Origin of the sequence: uncultured Paraglaciecola sp. (assembly GCF_943787955.1) — a bacterium.
GTDB lineage: Bacteria > Pseudomonadota > Gammaproteobacteria > Enterobacterales > Alteromonadaceae > Paraglaciecola.
In genome coordinates this window covers 80,330-96,740 of record NZ_CALSOK010000019.1, presented here as the reverse complement: position 1 = coordinate 96,740, position 16,411 = coordinate 80,330, and the positions used below count along the sequence as shown (strand labels likewise).

Below are 16,411 nucleotides of genomic sequence, written 5' to 3'. Positions count from 1 at the left end.
TTTCGAAGAGCGTTAAAACATTGCCGACTTTGCATTTTTGAGTGCGATTAGCTGTTGGAAATTACCCATTGAAGAGAGCACAAAATACAACAAACTCAGCACCCCATATTGATTGAGTTTGCTCAGACTTTCGCCAGCCAATGTAGTCAATTTCTGTTGGTTAATTGTATAATAATCGCTAAAATTTATTTCTTCTACATTACTGAGTTTGATTTGAATCGACACGGGTTCCAATAGGTCCATTGACTCAACCAGAGTAAACAGCGTTTTATCAAACTGTATTCCGCTATCAATGGTTTGCAATGCTTTTTTGACATATTCGAGGTAAGGCGCTTCCCCACCAAATTGCAGAAAAATATCTTCACCTTGTTCAGTATTGACTCTGGGATCGTCGGTGTCGATGCAGATAACCGGATCTTTTGGTGACTCACCTTCTTCTAGTACTTTTTTATAACCCAAACTAAAAGGGCCTCTGGCCAATAGTGCAGGTACAAAGCGAGTGTTCCAGCCGCTTTGGCTAATAAATAGATTTTCGTCTTTTTCAAGACCGAGGATGGCATGTAATTGTAACTGTTCAGTGCCTGGGTGTTTGTAAAATACCAAAGGAAATTCTTTGTGCAGTTCGCTTATTTCCGTAGCGTGCACCAATGAACGGTTTACTTGGTTGTTATCATTTGATTCAGGTCGAGTATCAACCTTTAAACTTTTATGATCGACATTGTTTAAGACCGTTGCCTTACTCATAGCATGTTTCACTTTACTGGTTGTTTTTATCGAATTACGCTTTATTTATACTAGCATTGCCAGAAATACCGACGCAACGAATAAGAGTGAAACACTAGGTGTTTCACTCTTTGATAATGTAATTTTTTAATTTTAATTACGCACACCCCAGTCAAAGAAACCGACTGGGGGGCAGTCTTAAGTGTTAGAAGCTGTAACTTGCACTTAATACCATGCGTCTGTCCGCTTCTTGAACAAAGAAAATATTGTTCTTACTACGACCAAACTTACGCTGACCTTCTTCCAACAAGTTAATAATATCTAAACTTACAGATAAATCCTCGTTCACTTGATAGCCAACGTTAATATCAACTTGCTCAGTTTCAGACACATATACTGGGTTACGCGGGCCTTTACCACGGTTAGTCGTACTTAAAAATTCATCTCGCCAGTTATATGCAATACGAGCGGAAAATCCTTCTTTTTCGTAGATTAATACTGCGTTAGCTGTATCACTTAACCCTTCTAAAGCAAATTGGTCAACACTGATAGCACCACCATTATCAAAGCCAATATCACCATTAACAGTGGTGTAATTTACTTGATAACCAAAACCAGTTTCACCAAAGAAATGTTGCCATGCAAACTCAAAACCATCTATCACAGCACTTTTGTCATTAACAGGACCCGTTACCTGAAATTGTAATAATGGATCCCCAGCTTGTGCAAAAACATCATAAGCTGCAAATACTTCACCTTCAAAGTTTGGATTAACAACAGGATCTTGAAAATCTGCTGCGCCATTAGGAAAGTCCGCTGGATTTTGCAAAACGGCTGACATGGTAAACAGATTCACTTCGGTAATATCATAACCACCAGCATTCAATGCTGCTATTGCATCACCTGAGGTTGTTCCAGCGGCGCCAGAAGTAGCATCTAACAACCCAAACAATGATTTTTCAGATTGCGCGATACCCACAAAGTTTTCAACATCTTTTCTATAATAACCGATTGATACCATGCTTGAGTCGCTGTAATAGTACTCTGCAGATAAGTCGATGTTAGTAGACTCAAGTGGATCTAATTGTGCATTACCTGATGAACCTGTTGCTACACCGCCCAATGCTGTTATACGTGGAGGAGGTGAGATTGAAGTCGACTGGAATAATTGTTCATAAGAAGGTCGCGCCAATGTTTTACTAAAAGAGGCACGAGCCTTAAGATCATCATTCACATCAAGGGTCAAATCAAGACTAGGCAAAAAGTTAGAGTAATCATTTTTGTCTGAGATAGTCTCTACAGACGCTCCTAACACAGGTAAAAAGTCGTTATCCGCTTCCCAAATTATTTGGGTAGGCAAAAACTGAATTGACGAAGAAGTCACATCAGTTTGCTCATAACGCAAGCCAGCAACAATGTTTAAAGGCATGTCAGCAATTTCATAATCCATAACTGCTTGTACATAAACAGAAATAATCTCTTCTTTAACCGTATTATCATCATCAGTATTGATTGAGCGACCCGCTAAAGATACGTCATAAAGAGGACCCACCGCATTAAGTAGAGCAAGGGGATCACCACCGAAGGAAACACTACCCAAGGCTATTGTTGTTCCACCTGGTGAATTAGCATCAGCACCTGCCACACCCGATACATCATAATCTTCAAAGGCACAAGCCGTGCAGCTTACGTCAAATAACCCCTCTGGAATATCACCTGGACTAGTTACACCCCAATCACCCAACGCGTCAGTTGATGCTTGACGTGTTTGTCTCATTTCTGTTGAAAGATAGCCCACACCAAAATCAACAACCACATCGTCGCCTATCCATTGACCTTCAAAACGGAACTGGTCAACTGTCGTTTTTTGCTCAGACTTGTCTGTTTGACTCACCTGTGAACCAATATCCGCTTTATCAAAAATTCCGTTACCGTTACCACCTTTGATACTATCTTCAACTAAGATACTTGCTGCAGGAATGGGTTGAGTAAAATCAACGGTTTGCCAACCGGCTGTTGCACCCGCTAAATTGAAGCGAATTACGTTAAGCCCATCAGGACCGGCGCCACCACTTGTGGCTTCTGATGATGCAACATCAAAGCTTAAGCTAAGGTCATCATTGACGTTATAATCAGCATTAAAACCAAAAGACTTTAATTCATCTTCTGTAGCTAATGCTAAGTTTTGAAAGAAGAAATCTTTACCGATAACTGCGTTATTTGCGCCACCCGTCTCAGAAAATTTAACAGGCGTGGATACGACTGGATTACCATCGAATTCAACAGAACTGAATTGCCTAGCAAACCAGATACCATCGATAAGTGATGTTGACTCTTTCTCATTTTTTGCATAAGTCACATCAGCAGTTAAGGTTAAGTCTTCCATCGGAGCAAATTGTACCGTTAACATAGCATTAGTACGTTCACGATTATCTTGGTTAGTACCTAGACCAATGTTACTAGGTATAGATATAATTTGACCAATGTTAGGTTCATTTATCACTGTTGCACCAGGGATGGTAAGAGAATTTAAGTCCTCTGCACCGTTATATGTGCGTAATTCATATACTTCAGTACTCATGTGACGACTACCAGAGTCGCGTTCTTGGAATGAACCAAACAGTGATACACCAAAAGTTGAATCGTCATTCACCCAATTCGCTACACCACTGAGTTCGGGCGTCACGCCATCACCACTTTCATCTTTAACTGCTTTGACGCCAACCGAAGACATCGTTTTACCTACAGCTAATGGTTTAAGGGTATTGATGTTTATAGTAGCACCAAGACCACCAGAACTTATTCCCGCGCGGCCTGTCTTATAAACTTCTATTCCACTGACACCTTCTGAAGCAAGATTTGAAAAATCAAATGAGCGACTAGTACCTGCCGCGCCTTTATCTTGTGGGTTACCAGTTATACTGCCTACGTTAGCAGCTGGCATTTGACGACCATTAAGAGTTACTAGGTTAAAGTTACCGCCAAAACCACGAACAGTGACTTCTGAGCCTTCACCGTTAACACGGTTAATGGACACACCAGTAATACGCTGTAAAGATTCAGCTAAGTTGGTATCAGGGAATTTACCCATATCTACCGCAGAAATAGCGTCAACAACACCTGAAGATTGACGTTTGATGTCCATTGATTGAGACAGACTACCTCGAACGCCCTTAACCTGGATCACTTCGGTATTGTCTATTTCTTGTGCTACAGAAGGTAACGCGATCGCTGTACCAAGCATTAAAGTAATGCTTTTAGCGAGTAACGATTTATTAAATATTTTGTGAGTTCTTTGAATCATATTTGTGTGCCTGTGTGTGCTTTATTAATAAGGCAAAAGCAATAACGCTTAAATATTGTTAAATTGCCGCCAACTTTTTTACATCTTTTTTACATCGAGATACACTTCAGACGATTGGCAATCTTTTTTCCTCTAGTCGATATAATTTATTTAAAATAAATAATTATTTTTAAAGCTAGTTTTGTCTAAGATACAATTAAGATGCGGTTAAGTTAGCTTCTTAAACAGTTTCACTTACCTAGTAAAAACCAGCTGCCTGTCATTAAGAAAAAAACTGACTAATGATAACTTTTGGATTGGGTTCTACTTAATGGGGTATGAGTGTGACGTCAGATGGGTGAATGGTGACCGGCGGTTGATGACAAATATATCGAGGTGAGCTAACTTCATACATGTAGTTATATCTAGCTTAAATTAAAAATTGCCGCGTAAACCCAGAGAGTAGCGGGCGCCTGGCTGCTGAGCTAAAAGCAGTTGATTAGAGTATCGACCATGTTTCAGCACATTTTCTTCCGTAATATTGACCCCTTCAACAAACACTGAAACATTGTCATTAACAGCATAACTGGCGCTCACATCAAGTTGTTGATAGCTGCGTACGTAAGTAGGCTCGGGTCCTTGTATTTGCACCAATGATTGCAGAAATCCGTCACGATGATTCCATGCTAGCCTAATTTGGCCAGGACCTTTTTCATAGTAAACGATCAAATTTTGTGAGTCACTCAGACCGGTGAGGGCAAATTTTTGTGAAATATCATTAGGATCCAGTTTTGCATTACTGTCTACCAATGTCATATTTGCCACCACACCAAGACCACTGTCAAAGTCATACTGGATCGCAAATTCAAATCCACTTACCGTTGCCGTCTGACCATTTATAGGTGTGGTTAAATCAAATTCGGCTAGTATGTCTTTGCTATCTGGGGCACTGGAATCGGCCCCTGTACTTGGGTCAGTGACATCATTGATAGTCGTTTGTGTTATCGTGCTAATGATGAAATTGCTCACTTTCTTTTTGAAATAACTAACAGATATATAACTCAATGGTTGGTAATACCATTCAAGCGATAGATCGAAATTGGTAGATTCAAATGGCTTAAGGTCTGGGTTTCCCGAGCTGGCTCGTAAATCCCCACCCTGACGAGTTGTATTTAACACCAAACTCGGTGACAACTGCCCCATAGTGGGTCGTGTTAACGATCGTGATAGACCAAACCTGGCAATGATATTATCTTGCCATTCTGCTTTTATTGATACACTGGGCAGCCAATTATCATAAGAGGCAGAGCGTGAAATAATTCGACCCGGAGAGTTAAGTTGACCCAGTTCAGTTTGATCAAGGATCGTCAGGGCTAACAAGTCTGACTCAAAGCCCGTTACCACGATATCGGTGTTTTCATAACGCACCCCGTATTGTGAGGATAGTTCAATATCACGCCATGTTGTTCTATGTTGTCCTTGAAGGTAAGCAGACGTGACATTCTCAGTAACCGTGAAAGAGTTATTTCGTATCACTGCATCGAAATTAATATCACTGGCAGACTCCAGAAAGTTAAAAAGGGTTTCACCATCGTGTCTTAACCAACGGGTTGGCAAATTTTCACTGCCGCTGACACTACTTAGAAAATCACTACCCGCATCAAATACTGTTTGAAAACCATTAGGAAGGTCTGGCTCTGGGAAATAGCCACAAAACGAACAATGCACTGCATTTTTTTCATTATCCCACCGTTCGTTGCGTTTTGATTGCTTTGAATACATCAGGCCAAACTTAATATCTATATTAGAATCAAGCCCATCAAAAAGTGTAATATCCGTTTTTAGTTGGTCAAATTTATCTTCAATATTCCACCCGCGACGCATCATCACATGAGCTCTACCATTGACTGGGTCCAAATAATCAGACACACCAGTGACATCCCCTAACGCATCAACGATGCTTGGATCTGATGAATCAAAGCCCGTTATATGAGGTAGAATATTACCTTCTGATATAGAAAAAGAGGACCGATTGAGGTAACCGATTAACGTCAGAGCATTGCCTGCACCTATCTTATCTTTGGTACTGGCTTTAGAGCTAGAAACATCAAACTCCAACAACACTTTTGGGGAGGCTTGCCAACTACTATTAAAACCTAATGCATTCACACTCGATGGCCTGTCGAATGTGCGGGCATGAAAGTCTGTAGCGTGGCCTACATTCTGAGAAAATGATGTCGCTGTGCCGTTTTCATCGGTCACAACATTTTCTAAATTACTCGATGTAAACCAATGCCCCAAGGATGTTGAATCGGTTTTTACATTAAAGTCTGATTGTAAATAATCAAGACTAATATCCAGATTTGGTGAAGCCTTATACTGCAGAACTAAGGTACCACCAGTGCGAGTGCGCTGGTCAAATCGCACACGTTGATCATAGTTTCTGGGTACAAAAATGTTGTCTGCTGTGGAGGTTATCTGCTCGCTCGGAATGTCAGTATTTAACAACCAGCCGTCTGTTTGCACTTCGTTAATACGTGCTTTGCGCATTTGATGTGATAAAGAAACTAACCATCCCAACTTGTCATTACTATGACTAAAAAAAACGGTGCCTTGAGGCGTTGTTTTTTGACTGTTATTGTCAGACGTGGCTTTAAGACTGCCGGCTACTTTAAAATCCTTGGATGCCATTGGTCTTGCTGTCTTTATATTAATAACTGAACCGATACCACCTGATGGTTGGGATGCAGAAAAAGTTTTGTCTACTGTTACCGAAGTCACCAGTTCTGACGCGATAGTGTCAAAACTAAATTCACGTCCTTGGTTATCTGTCGCTAACCTACGTCCATTACTCAAAACCGTATTAAATTGAGGCCCTAAGCCTCGGACTGTGACAAATTGCCCCTCACCTTCAGAACGATCAATCGAGACACCCGTTATTCTTTGTAATGACTCAGCCAAATTAAGATCTGGAAACTTACCAATTTCTTCTGATTGAATGGATTCAGAAACGCCTATTGATTCTTGCTTAATGTCCAACGCCCAATCCATACTGCCACGGATACCTCGCACCTCGATAAGTTCGATAGATGATGGTTCTTCAGGAAAGGTCATGATTTTATCGCCTCTGCCTATTAGCAAGTCGACTATGTCCTGCAACAATGATTTGTCTTCAACCAATGTATCGCGAATAGAAATACGTTTGATTGTCACCACGCCATCCCGCTCAAAAGAAGCAGCCAACCCAGTATTGTCAAGAAGCTTGCTCATTCCTTGTTCGATACTAAAGCTGCCTTTTAAAGCATTAGCCTGCCGGTATTGCACTTTTTCATAGGGAAAGATGATAGTGATGTCAGCTTGTTTAGCAAATTCGATTAACGAAACATCGGCATAACTGAAATCAATATTGAAATCCAGGAAGGTTTGTTTAGATTGAGCCCAGAGCATCTGGCTGAACAAAAATAGAACCACACAGCAACCAAAAAATTTCAGCTTAGTATTGAGTGTCACCGTGTTATTTAAGCTCTTACATCTCATAGATTTAACAAAACGTTATGTGCGTATATATTGTGGGGATTTCAAAATTTAAATTATCTTAAAACGTTAACATGGATTAACAAAAAAGTTACACTTAATTTCTATTTTGTAGCAAAGCTCACAGCATTAATTGAAAATAGGTATTATTAAACTGGCGGAATAGTTGTTGATGATCGTCTAATAAACACAGGAAGCTTAATGTCGGCGATAAATAGCATATAATATGCAAAAAAGATCAACAAAGCACACATCTTGGCATCCAATTTTTATGGCTGCACGGGATAGCATGGCAAGCATGTTGTCACGCATAGTTCCGCCTAAAGAAATTGAAGATATCGTTCAAGAAACTTATGTGCGAATTTGTCAGATGGATAAGCGGGAGCCTGTTGAACAACCCAAGTCGTTTTTAATGAAAACGGCAAGAAATTTAGCTTACGACCATCTGAAAAAAGCGGAGACGCGACTGGCCGATGGAGCAGAAACTGATTGTGATTTTGATGTCGACGCTTCTATGCACGATGCAGTGTTTGAAAATCACGCGAGCAACCAAGAGTTTGCCCATTTTTGTGAGGCTGTTCGTCAATTACCTGTGCAGTGCAGACGGGTATTTGTATTAAAAAAAGTATATGGATATTCTCAAAAAGAAATAGCCAAAGAAATGACGTTAAGCGAGAGCACGGTGGAAAAACATATCGCCGTAGGATTTAAAAGATGCGCCAGTTATATGCTGGGATTCAGCCAAACAAATGTTAGATCAAGTCAGTCCAGATCTGCAGCAAATATTCAAGGGGGTCAAAAATGAGCAATGTAATTGAAATGAACAAAGACCCTATGGATGAGGCAAGTTTATGGATTACTCGGTTAGACAGAGGATTATCTGAACAAGAGCAGATTGACCTAAAAGTGTGGTTAAATTTATCTCACACTCATCTTGAGACCTTTATGCAGTTGGTGAAATTGTGGGACAAAATGGAATCTCTCTCACAACTAAGTGAGTTGTTTCCGCGTAAACCTCGATCTGTGCCCAAACATAAACTACCGATATTTGCATGGGCCGCAAGTGTCATTTTTGCATCGCTCATGTCGCTAGGATTATGGCTTAATGCAGATGTTTTATTTGGACAAGGTTCAACACAGATTGTGCAGTTTAATAGTGACTATGAAACGAGGGTGGGTGAACAATCGACTTTCTTTTTGCAGGATAAGACCAGAATAAAATTAAACACTAACAGCTTAGTGAGAGTGACCTACACCGACAAGCAGCGTGTCTTCGAGTTATTGCGAGGAGAAATGCATGTGGCAGTTGCCCATAATGAGCATAAACCTTTAAGTGTCTATGCCGGTTCAAATATAATTCAAGCGGTTGGTACAGCTTTTAATGTCGAACTTGGCAGTGAAGACGTGGAATTGATTGTGACTGATGGCAAGGTATTAGTGTCAGATATAAACAGTCGGACCGCTGCACCTCTCAAACTAAGCGATGTGTATTTATCTCCCAAATCATTTTCAGTCAGCAAAGGGCAGAAGGCCCAGCTGAAAGCCAGTAATACCACTATCATTGGAAGTGATGCAGCGAAGCTTGCCTCTGATTTAGCGTGGCAACAAGGCAACCTAATTTTCCGTGGTGAAAGTCTATTTGATGCAATGCAAGAAGTGTCTCGTTACACCAACTATCAGTTTGATTTTGGCGATGAGGATACTAAAAGTCTTCAGATTGCAGGATTCTTCAAAACATCCGATATCAGTGGCTTATTGGCCGCCTTGGAAAGCAACTTTAATGTGGTCTTCAAAAAAATCAGCAATAACCAAATAAGACTTAGTAAAAAGCCCTGAATACATAATTCGATCCTCTCATTCTGTATAACGAGCCGCAGCCAAATATTGTGCTGTGGCTGTTTATTAACCCTAAAAAAGTGAAATTCAAAGATGAACAACCCTTCTCAAAAAGAAAATCTACTTTTTATTATTCTCATAAGTACTGTAGCCACCATTGGCGGATTTTTGTTTGGCTTTGACAGTGGCGTCATAAATGGCACAGTAGATGGACTGACAAAAGCGTTTAAGTCTGAGTCTATTGGTCAGGGATTTAATGTCGCCAGTATGCTCTTAGGGTGTGCTGTAGGTGCATTTGCCGCAGGCACTTTGGCAGATTGGCTTGGCCGTAAAGGTTTACTTATCATTGCGGCGGTATTTTTTGTGTTTAGCGCTTGGGGCTCTGGTATCGCACTAAGCTCTGGAGAATTTATTTTCTATCGCATTATCGGCGGCCTTGCTGTCGGTGCTGCGTCTGTAATGGCCCCCGCCTACATAGCAGAAATTGCGCCTCCCAGAATGCGCGGTCGACTCGCCACTATTCAGCAAATAGCCATAATATTTGGCTTGTTTTGCGCATTTATCAGCAACTATTTACTCGCTAAGGCTGCCGGCGGCTCTACAGAAGTGTTTTGGCTCGGTTATCAAACTTGGCGTTGGATGTTTTGGATTGAACTTGCACCAGCGGTCATCTTCTTTTTGTCTTTACTTGCTATCCCAGAAAGTCCACGCTTTTTAGTGATAAAGAACAAGCGCCAAAAAGCATTAGATACCCTGACAAGACTGTATGGGGCTAACCAAGCAAAGCTGACATTGAGCGAGATTGAACAATCTATTGCTACAGAAAACCATCATCCAAAATTATCTGACTTGGTCTCAGGTGGAAAAGTCAGGACCATAGTTTGGGTAGGCATTGGCTTAGCCATGTTTCAGCAACTAGTGGGCATCAACGTGGTGTTTTATTATGGAGCGGTATTATGGCAAGCCGTAGGATTTTCAGAATCAGACTCACTGATGATTAACGTGATTGTCGGTGCTGTGAGTATTATTGCGTGCGTCATAACCATCAGCTTAATCGATAAACTGGGAAGACGTCCTTTTTTAATTATCGGTTCAATAGGTATGAGTATTACCCTACTCACACTTGTTTGGGTATTTGCCAATGCCGATGTTGCAGAAAATGGTAATTTAGTTTTAGGTGAAAATGGAACACTCGCCTTAATTGCGGCCAATGCTTATGTGTTTTTCTTCAACTTATCATGGGGTCCAGTTATGTGGGTATTGCTAGGTGAAATGTTCCCTAATCAAATCCGTGGTTCGGGATTAGCTGTTGCTGGATTTGCGCAGTGGATAGCCAACTTTGCGATAACCATGACCTTCCCAATGATGCTAACCACTATCGGCTTGGCCAGTGCTTATGGATTTTATGCACTATGCGCATTGTTATCAGTGATTTTTGTTATAAAAATGGTCGAGGAAACAAAAGGCAAAACCTTAGAGAGTATGCAAGGCTAAGTACCACTTAGATAGTCTGAAAATACGTCACCAGTATTTTCAGACTATTATGTACCAGTTTAAATTCAACTTTCAGGATTAGCGAAGAAATAAACCAGTAAATCTGCGCTCAAAATAATTTTTCACTTTGGTTTCTAATAAACGTTTACGTAATTTTACTAGGAGTAAAGCCCATTCAGTGTCAATGGCATGATAGGCTTTATTATGATGACGTGATAACCATATTCGGACTACCTAGACAAAGGCAGTTCTGCCTCACATCACTTGTAAGGGAATATTTTATTCAACTACGTAAGTGACAATGTTCATTACCAACTCCCACCTCAATGCTGAAATGGTAATGCCGCAAACAACGATTAGGTAATCCATGATAAGTTCAAGGAGTATTTCTAATTCACCGATTGCTGCCCTTCTGGTTATCAAATTTTGCTGCTTACAATAACACCGTAAGGGCAGTTAGCCATCGAAGTGTGGCTTAATAACAAGCAACATTTAAAAGTTGAGACACCAGATCTGTTACAATTTTTCCTTAGAGCACATTACTAAGGGCAATACCTAAGCCAAACCGAGTTTGACTATGATTGTAATCAATCATGCTTTCACCATACCCACTAAATGCCGTGGCATATCCTCGCAATTTACCCCACAATGGAAACGTAAAACCAAACTCAGACGAACCTTTACTTGTAGAGAAATTTTGGCGTCCACTCATACTGAATTCTAGGTCATGCCATTTATAGACCATACTTAATTCGTAGTGGCCAAAAAAATCCTCTATGTCAGGGTTATCATCTCCTTTTGGATCGAGTTTAAACGCTTTTTCATTTTCACTTAACCTTAACCAAGGTTTGAATGACAGCGCAAAGTTGTTTTTTTCAAACAAAAAATTGGCGTACACTCTATTCCAACTTCTGGATAGGTTTTGGGCGCGGCCATTAGACTGATGTTCAATACCTGCAATCATTCCGGTGTTTCCACCAAATGGATGCCAATCTAGCGGTGTCAGATAGAAAATTTCAGGTTGATAATTGGTTTCTCTAAAGGGTTTTGAGATGTTTTCCGCATATATCTGCCACCATGCCTGTATGGTAAATCCAAAATACAGACCATCACCTTCAATCAATATACTCTCGTAATTCAAAGGTACCTTAAAGCTCAACTGAAATTTAGTTTCTATATCCTCAAGGTTCTCTTTATAGCCCTCGAAACCAGAATAAACCTCTTTGTTTATCCCATCAGTCGTTATAGCAGGCAGTATGTAATTTATCTTGTGAGGGGTAATTACATAAGGTTCAAATTCGGTTTGTCGTTCTTTGATTATCCGACTTGAAATGGCACCAACACTGCTAGTGGAATCGGATGTAATACTTAACTTTGCTATTTCAACCTCATCTTCATAAATCTTCATACCGCTACAAGCGTTTCTAATTTCGCCCAAAGTAAGACTGCCATCTCCAGTGAAGTATGCTTTCATAACACATTTTTCGATTGTTTCTTGTGCATAGGAGATGGACACAAAAGAGGTGAAGGCTAATGCACAATAAAAAATTGTAGCTTGTCCATGCATAATACTCGTCCTTAGATATAAGCTTATAGATTAAGAATACCCTATAACGACACGAACATAATGCAGATAAATATTTTTTATAAGTCAGTTGCTTGAAAGTTACATTGGTTTGTTATTGTTATGAATTGTCCATGGTTTTGATGATTAAAGTATTGCTCTTTAAAATATTTTTCTCACACTAGTCAACCATAAAAAACCTGAATAAATCCTATGGATATATTCAGGCTTTTAAATATAAGTACCCCATCAATAATCAATTTAGAGTAACAAACTCTTCACCACTAGTTGGATGGATAGCCACACAAGCATCAAAGTCAGCTTTAGTTGCGCCCATTTTCATGGCCACACCAAAACCTTGGAGTATTTCGTCCATGCCTGCGCCAATACCATGTAAACCTACCACTTTTTGATCAACGCCTGCACAAATTAACTTCATACGTGTCATTTGGCGATGTTTGGTCACGGCGGTATACATGGCAGCAAAACCTGAGTTGTACACAGTGATATTATCTTCACCGTATTGCTCATTAGCTTCTGCTTCACTCAGGCCAATTGTGCCAATGGGTGGATGGCTGAAAACGACAGTTGGGATTAAGGTGTAATCCATATGGGCATTAGTCTGACCATTAAATAAACGTTCAGACAACAAACGGCCAGATTTCACTGCTACTGGGGTGAGTTCAACATAACCGATGTTATCGCCCACTGCATAAATACCATCAACGTTGCTATTTTGGAATTTGTCGACTTTAACGTATCCACCTTCGTTTAGCTCAACGCCGGTATTTTCCAAGCCAATTTTATCGTTTGCTGGCTCACGGCCAATGGCCCAAACCACACAATCAGTTTCGATTGATTCACCGTTTGCAAATTCAATGGTTAAAGAGCCATCTGCATTTTTTATCACTTGAGTGGGTGTGGCGTGGGTATGCAATGTAGGACCATCTTGAGCCATAAGCTCTACCAATGTCTCAGACAGCATAGTATCAAAGCTACGAAGTGGGGCATGTTTACGCACCACTAAATCAGTTTTTGTCCCTAATGCATGCATCACACCAGCAAGCTCTACTGCAATATACCCTGCTCCCACTACAACGGCGCGTTTCGGCTGCTCTGTTAGGTCGAAGAAACCATCAGAATCAATGCCTAGTTCGGAGCCAGTAATATTAGGAAAAATAGGACGACCACCTGTGGCGATAAGAATATGCTCAGCGGTATAGTGCTTGCCATTCACTTCGATGGTGTTTCTATTAACAAATTTCGCAAAACCATTGATAAGTGTCACACCATTTTTTTCAAAACCACTGCCGTAACTAGCGTGAATACGCTTAATGTAAGCTTCTCGGCTATTGACTAGCGTTTGCCAATTGAAGCTATTCACGGTGACATCAAAACCATAATCAGGTGCATACAGGTTAATGGCTTCGGCAACATGTGCGCCAAACCACATCACTTTTTTCGGAACACAGCCCACGTTGACACAAGTGCCACCAATGGCATTTGCTTCTACCAATGCTACTTTTTTACCATGTTTAGCTGCGCGATTTGCCGATGCAATACCGCCACTACCACCACCAATACATATATAATCAAAATCTGCCATGAGCCTGCCTAGTTAAAAATATTTATGTCAAAATGCTTATTTTACAAAAAAACATCGCAATTTTTCAATTGATGCAATCTATTTTATCCATATGTGTTGTGAATGTAAAAAGAACCTCGTTGCTATGTTTTAATTGCAGCATATAAAATTTATCTGTTAGAAGCATCGGTCAGCTCTTGAGATTTCGCTAATCTAACCCAATTTAAGACTCAACTTCGATTAAAAGAGTGTCCTTTATGACCAACCCGCTGACAGATTTATTTGGCCTACCTCAATTTTCGGCTATCAAACCTGAGCATATTCAACCCGCTATCGAAAAAGCTATTGGGGCCTGTAAAACCAAAATCAATGAGGTCCTGAGCATAGGTCATTACAGCTGGGATGACCTTGTGGCTCCGATTGAAGAAATAGACGACATGTTAAGCCGCCAATGGTCACCTGTATCCCATATGAACTCTGTGGTAAGCAATGATGCATTACGTGAAGCACATGATGCGTGTTTGCCTGCCTTGTCAGAATACAGCACTTGGGTAGGCCAAAACGCTGAATTGTACAGTGCTTATTGCAAAATCGAAGCAAGCAATGAATTTTGTGACTTATCACAAGCTCAACAAAAAGTGATAACCCAAGCTATACGCGACTTCAAATTATCTGGTGTCGCTTTAGACAACGAAAAAAAGACGCGTTATGCTGAGGTGAAAAGTCGTCTTTCTGACTTAGGTTCAACCTTTAGCAACAATGTAATGGATGCCACTTTAGGCTGGCAAAAACATATTACTGACCAGAGTAAGTTAGCGGGCTTACCTGATTCTGCCAAAGGCGCAGCCAAACAATTAGCCGAAAGCAAAGAGCTAGAAGGTTGGTTGTTTACTTTGGACATCCCAAGCTATTTACCAATTATGACCCACGCCAATAGTAGTGAGTTGCGAGAAGAGATGTATCGTGCTTATACGTCAAGGGCTTCTGATCAAGGACCCAATGCTGGTAAATGGGACAACACCGAGATCATCAACGAAACCTTAAGTTTACGCCAAGAATTAGCGCAACTATTAGGCTTTAAACATTTTGCAGAATATTCATTGGCCAGCAAAATGGCAAATTCTAGTGAACAGGTAAATGGCTTTTTACAGGATTTAGCTAAACGTTCTAAACCCCAAGCGCAACAAGATATCGATACCTTGACGGCCTATGCCAAAGAACACTTCAAAACAGATAAGTTACAAGCTTGGGATTTTGCTTATTATAGCGAAAAACTAAAGGAACAAACCTATAAAATTTCTGATGAACAATTACGTCCTTATTTCCCCGAAAATAAGGTTATAAAAGGCTTATTTGAAGTGGTGTCACGTTTGTATAATTTAACTTTTAGTGCTCGTCACGATATTGATACATGGCACAAAGATGTGCGTTTTTATGATATTCATGACCAAACAGGCGGACTTCGCGGAAGTTTCTATCTAGACTTATATGCTCGTGAGAAAAAGCGCGGCGGTGCTTGGATGGATGAATGCCAGGTACGCAGACAAAAAGCAGACGCCATTCAACAATATCCAGTGGCGTATTTAACCTGTAATTTTAATGGCCCTGTAGGTGACAAACCCGCATTATTTACCCACGATGAAGTGGTCACTTTATTCCATGAATTTGGTCATGGTCTACATCATATGCTAACCAAAATAAATGTAGGTGGTGTATCGGGTATCAATGGCGTTGCCTGGGATGCAGTGGAATTACCTAGTCAATTTTTGGAAAATTGGTGCTGGCAACCCGAAGCCTTGAGCTTTATTTCAGGGCACTTCGAAACAGGCGAAGCGCTGCCTCAAACCTTACTCAGCAACATGTTGGCGGCACGTAACTTCCAATCAGCGATGCAAATGTTAAGGCAGTTAGAATTCAGTCTTTTTGATTTTAGTTTGCACGAAAACTTTGTTGCAGGGGAGACTAACGTGCAGCAATTTTTAGACAAAGTACGTGCGCAAGTAGCAGTGCTTATCCCCCCAAGCTTTAACCGCTTCCAAAATAGCTTTGGGCATATTTTTGCAGGGGGGTACGCAGCGGGTTATTACAGTTATAAATGGGCTGAAGTATTATCATCTGATGCATTTAGCCGCTTTGAGGAGGAAGGTATTTTCAATCAACAAACCGGACATGATTTTTTAACTAACATCTTAGAGATGGGAGGAAGTAAAGAACCCATGGAAATGTTTGTGGCCTTCAGAGGACGCGAACCAGAAGTGGATGCATTATTGCGCCATTCAGGTATTGCAGCATAGTTTACTCGTTATGATTGAATACATTGCAGCATTGTTTTGATCCTCCACCCCAATTTTGCATTACTTATATGTTCATTGGGTTTGGTATTCGACGCCAT

At 40.6% G+C, this 16,411-nt stretch carries 10 protein-coding genes; 4 read left to right on the top strand and 6 right to left on the bottom strand.

The window, feature by feature from the left end; all coding sequences use genetic code 11:
• Positions 1-12: 12 nt before the first annotated feature.
• The 3 genes from Q0Y52_RS16985 to Q0Y52_RS16975 form a co-directional block, all read right to left on the bottom strand.
• Entirely contained in the window at positions 13-744 is a 732-nt protein-coding gene (locus tag Q0Y52_RS16985; RefSeq protein WP_297823723.1) for a SapC family protein, read from the bottom strand.
• A 184-nt stretch (positions 745-928) separates the two neighbouring features.
• Complete coding sequence (locus Q0Y52_RS16980; RefSeq protein WP_297823722.1) at positions 929-4,027, bottom strand: TonB-dependent receptor; 3,099 nt, start codon at positions 4,025-4,027, stop codon at positions 929-931.
• A gap of 414 nt (positions 4,028-4,441) precedes the next feature.
• Complete coding sequence (locus tag Q0Y52_RS16975; RefSeq protein WP_297823721.1) at positions 4,442-7,477, bottom strand: TonB-dependent receptor; 3,036 nt, start codon at positions 7,475-7,477, stop codon at positions 4,442-4,444.
• A gap of 289 nt (positions 7,478-7,766) precedes the next feature.
• On the opposite strand from Q0Y52_RS16975, the gene Q0Y52_RS16970 reads away from it, so the two are divergent.
• From Q0Y52_RS16970 to Q0Y52_RS16960, 3 genes are all read left to right on the top strand, one after another.
• A complete protein-coding gene (locus tag Q0Y52_RS16970; protein WP_297823720.1) occupies positions 7,767-8,345 on the top strand; it encodes an RNA polymerase sigma factor in 579 nt (192 codons plus the stop codon).
• A complete protein-coding gene (locus Q0Y52_RS16965) occupies positions 8,342-9,376 on the top strand; it encodes a FecR family protein (RefSeq protein ID WP_297823719.1) in 1,035 nt (344 codons plus the stop codon). The genes Q0Y52_RS16970 and Q0Y52_RS16965 overlap by 4 nt, the downstream gene beginning before the upstream one ends.
• Before the next feature lie 93 nt (positions 9,377-9,469).
• The gene (locus Q0Y52_RS16960) at positions 9,470-10,870 is read left to right on the top strand and encodes a sugar porter family MFS transporter (RefSeq protein ID WP_297823717.1); all 1,401 of its coding nucleotides are present in this window, start codon (positions 9,470-9,472) and stop codon (positions 10,868-10,870) included.
• Positions 10,871-11,149: 279 nt separating this feature from the next.
• Here the strand turns inward: Q0Y52_RS16960 and Q0Y52_RS16955 are convergent, their stop codons facing one another.
• The 3 genes from Q0Y52_RS16955 to gorA form a co-directional block, all read right to left on the bottom strand.
• On the bottom strand, positions 11,150-11,293 hold the full coding sequence (locus Q0Y52_RS16955; RefSeq protein ID WP_297823715.1) for a hypothetical protein: 144 nt from the start codon (positions 11,291-11,293) through the stop codon (positions 11,150-11,152).
• A gap of 106 nt (positions 11,294-11,399) precedes the next feature.
• Positions 11,400-12,437, bottom strand: coding sequence for a phospholipase A (locus Q0Y52_RS16950; RefSeq protein ID WP_297823712.1), 1,038 nt, complete (start codon positions 12,435-12,437; stop codon positions 11,400-11,402).
• A gap of 253 nt (positions 12,438-12,690) precedes the next feature.
• Positions 12,691-14,040: a glutathione-disulfide reductase gene (gene gorA / locus Q0Y52_RS16945; RefSeq protein WP_297823710.1), complete on the bottom strand. Its 1,350-nt coding sequence runs from the start codon at positions 14,038-14,040 to the stop codon at positions 12,691-12,693.
• Between the two features lie 236 nt (positions 14,041-14,276).
• On the opposite strand from gorA, the gene prlC reads away from it, so the two are divergent.
• Positions 14,277-16,313, top strand: a complete 2,037-nt coding sequence (prlC, locus tag Q0Y52_RS16940) for an oligopeptidase A (protein WP_297823709.1) — start codon at positions 14,277-14,279, stop codon at positions 16,311-16,313.
• Positions 16,314-16,411 lie beyond the last annotated feature (98 nt).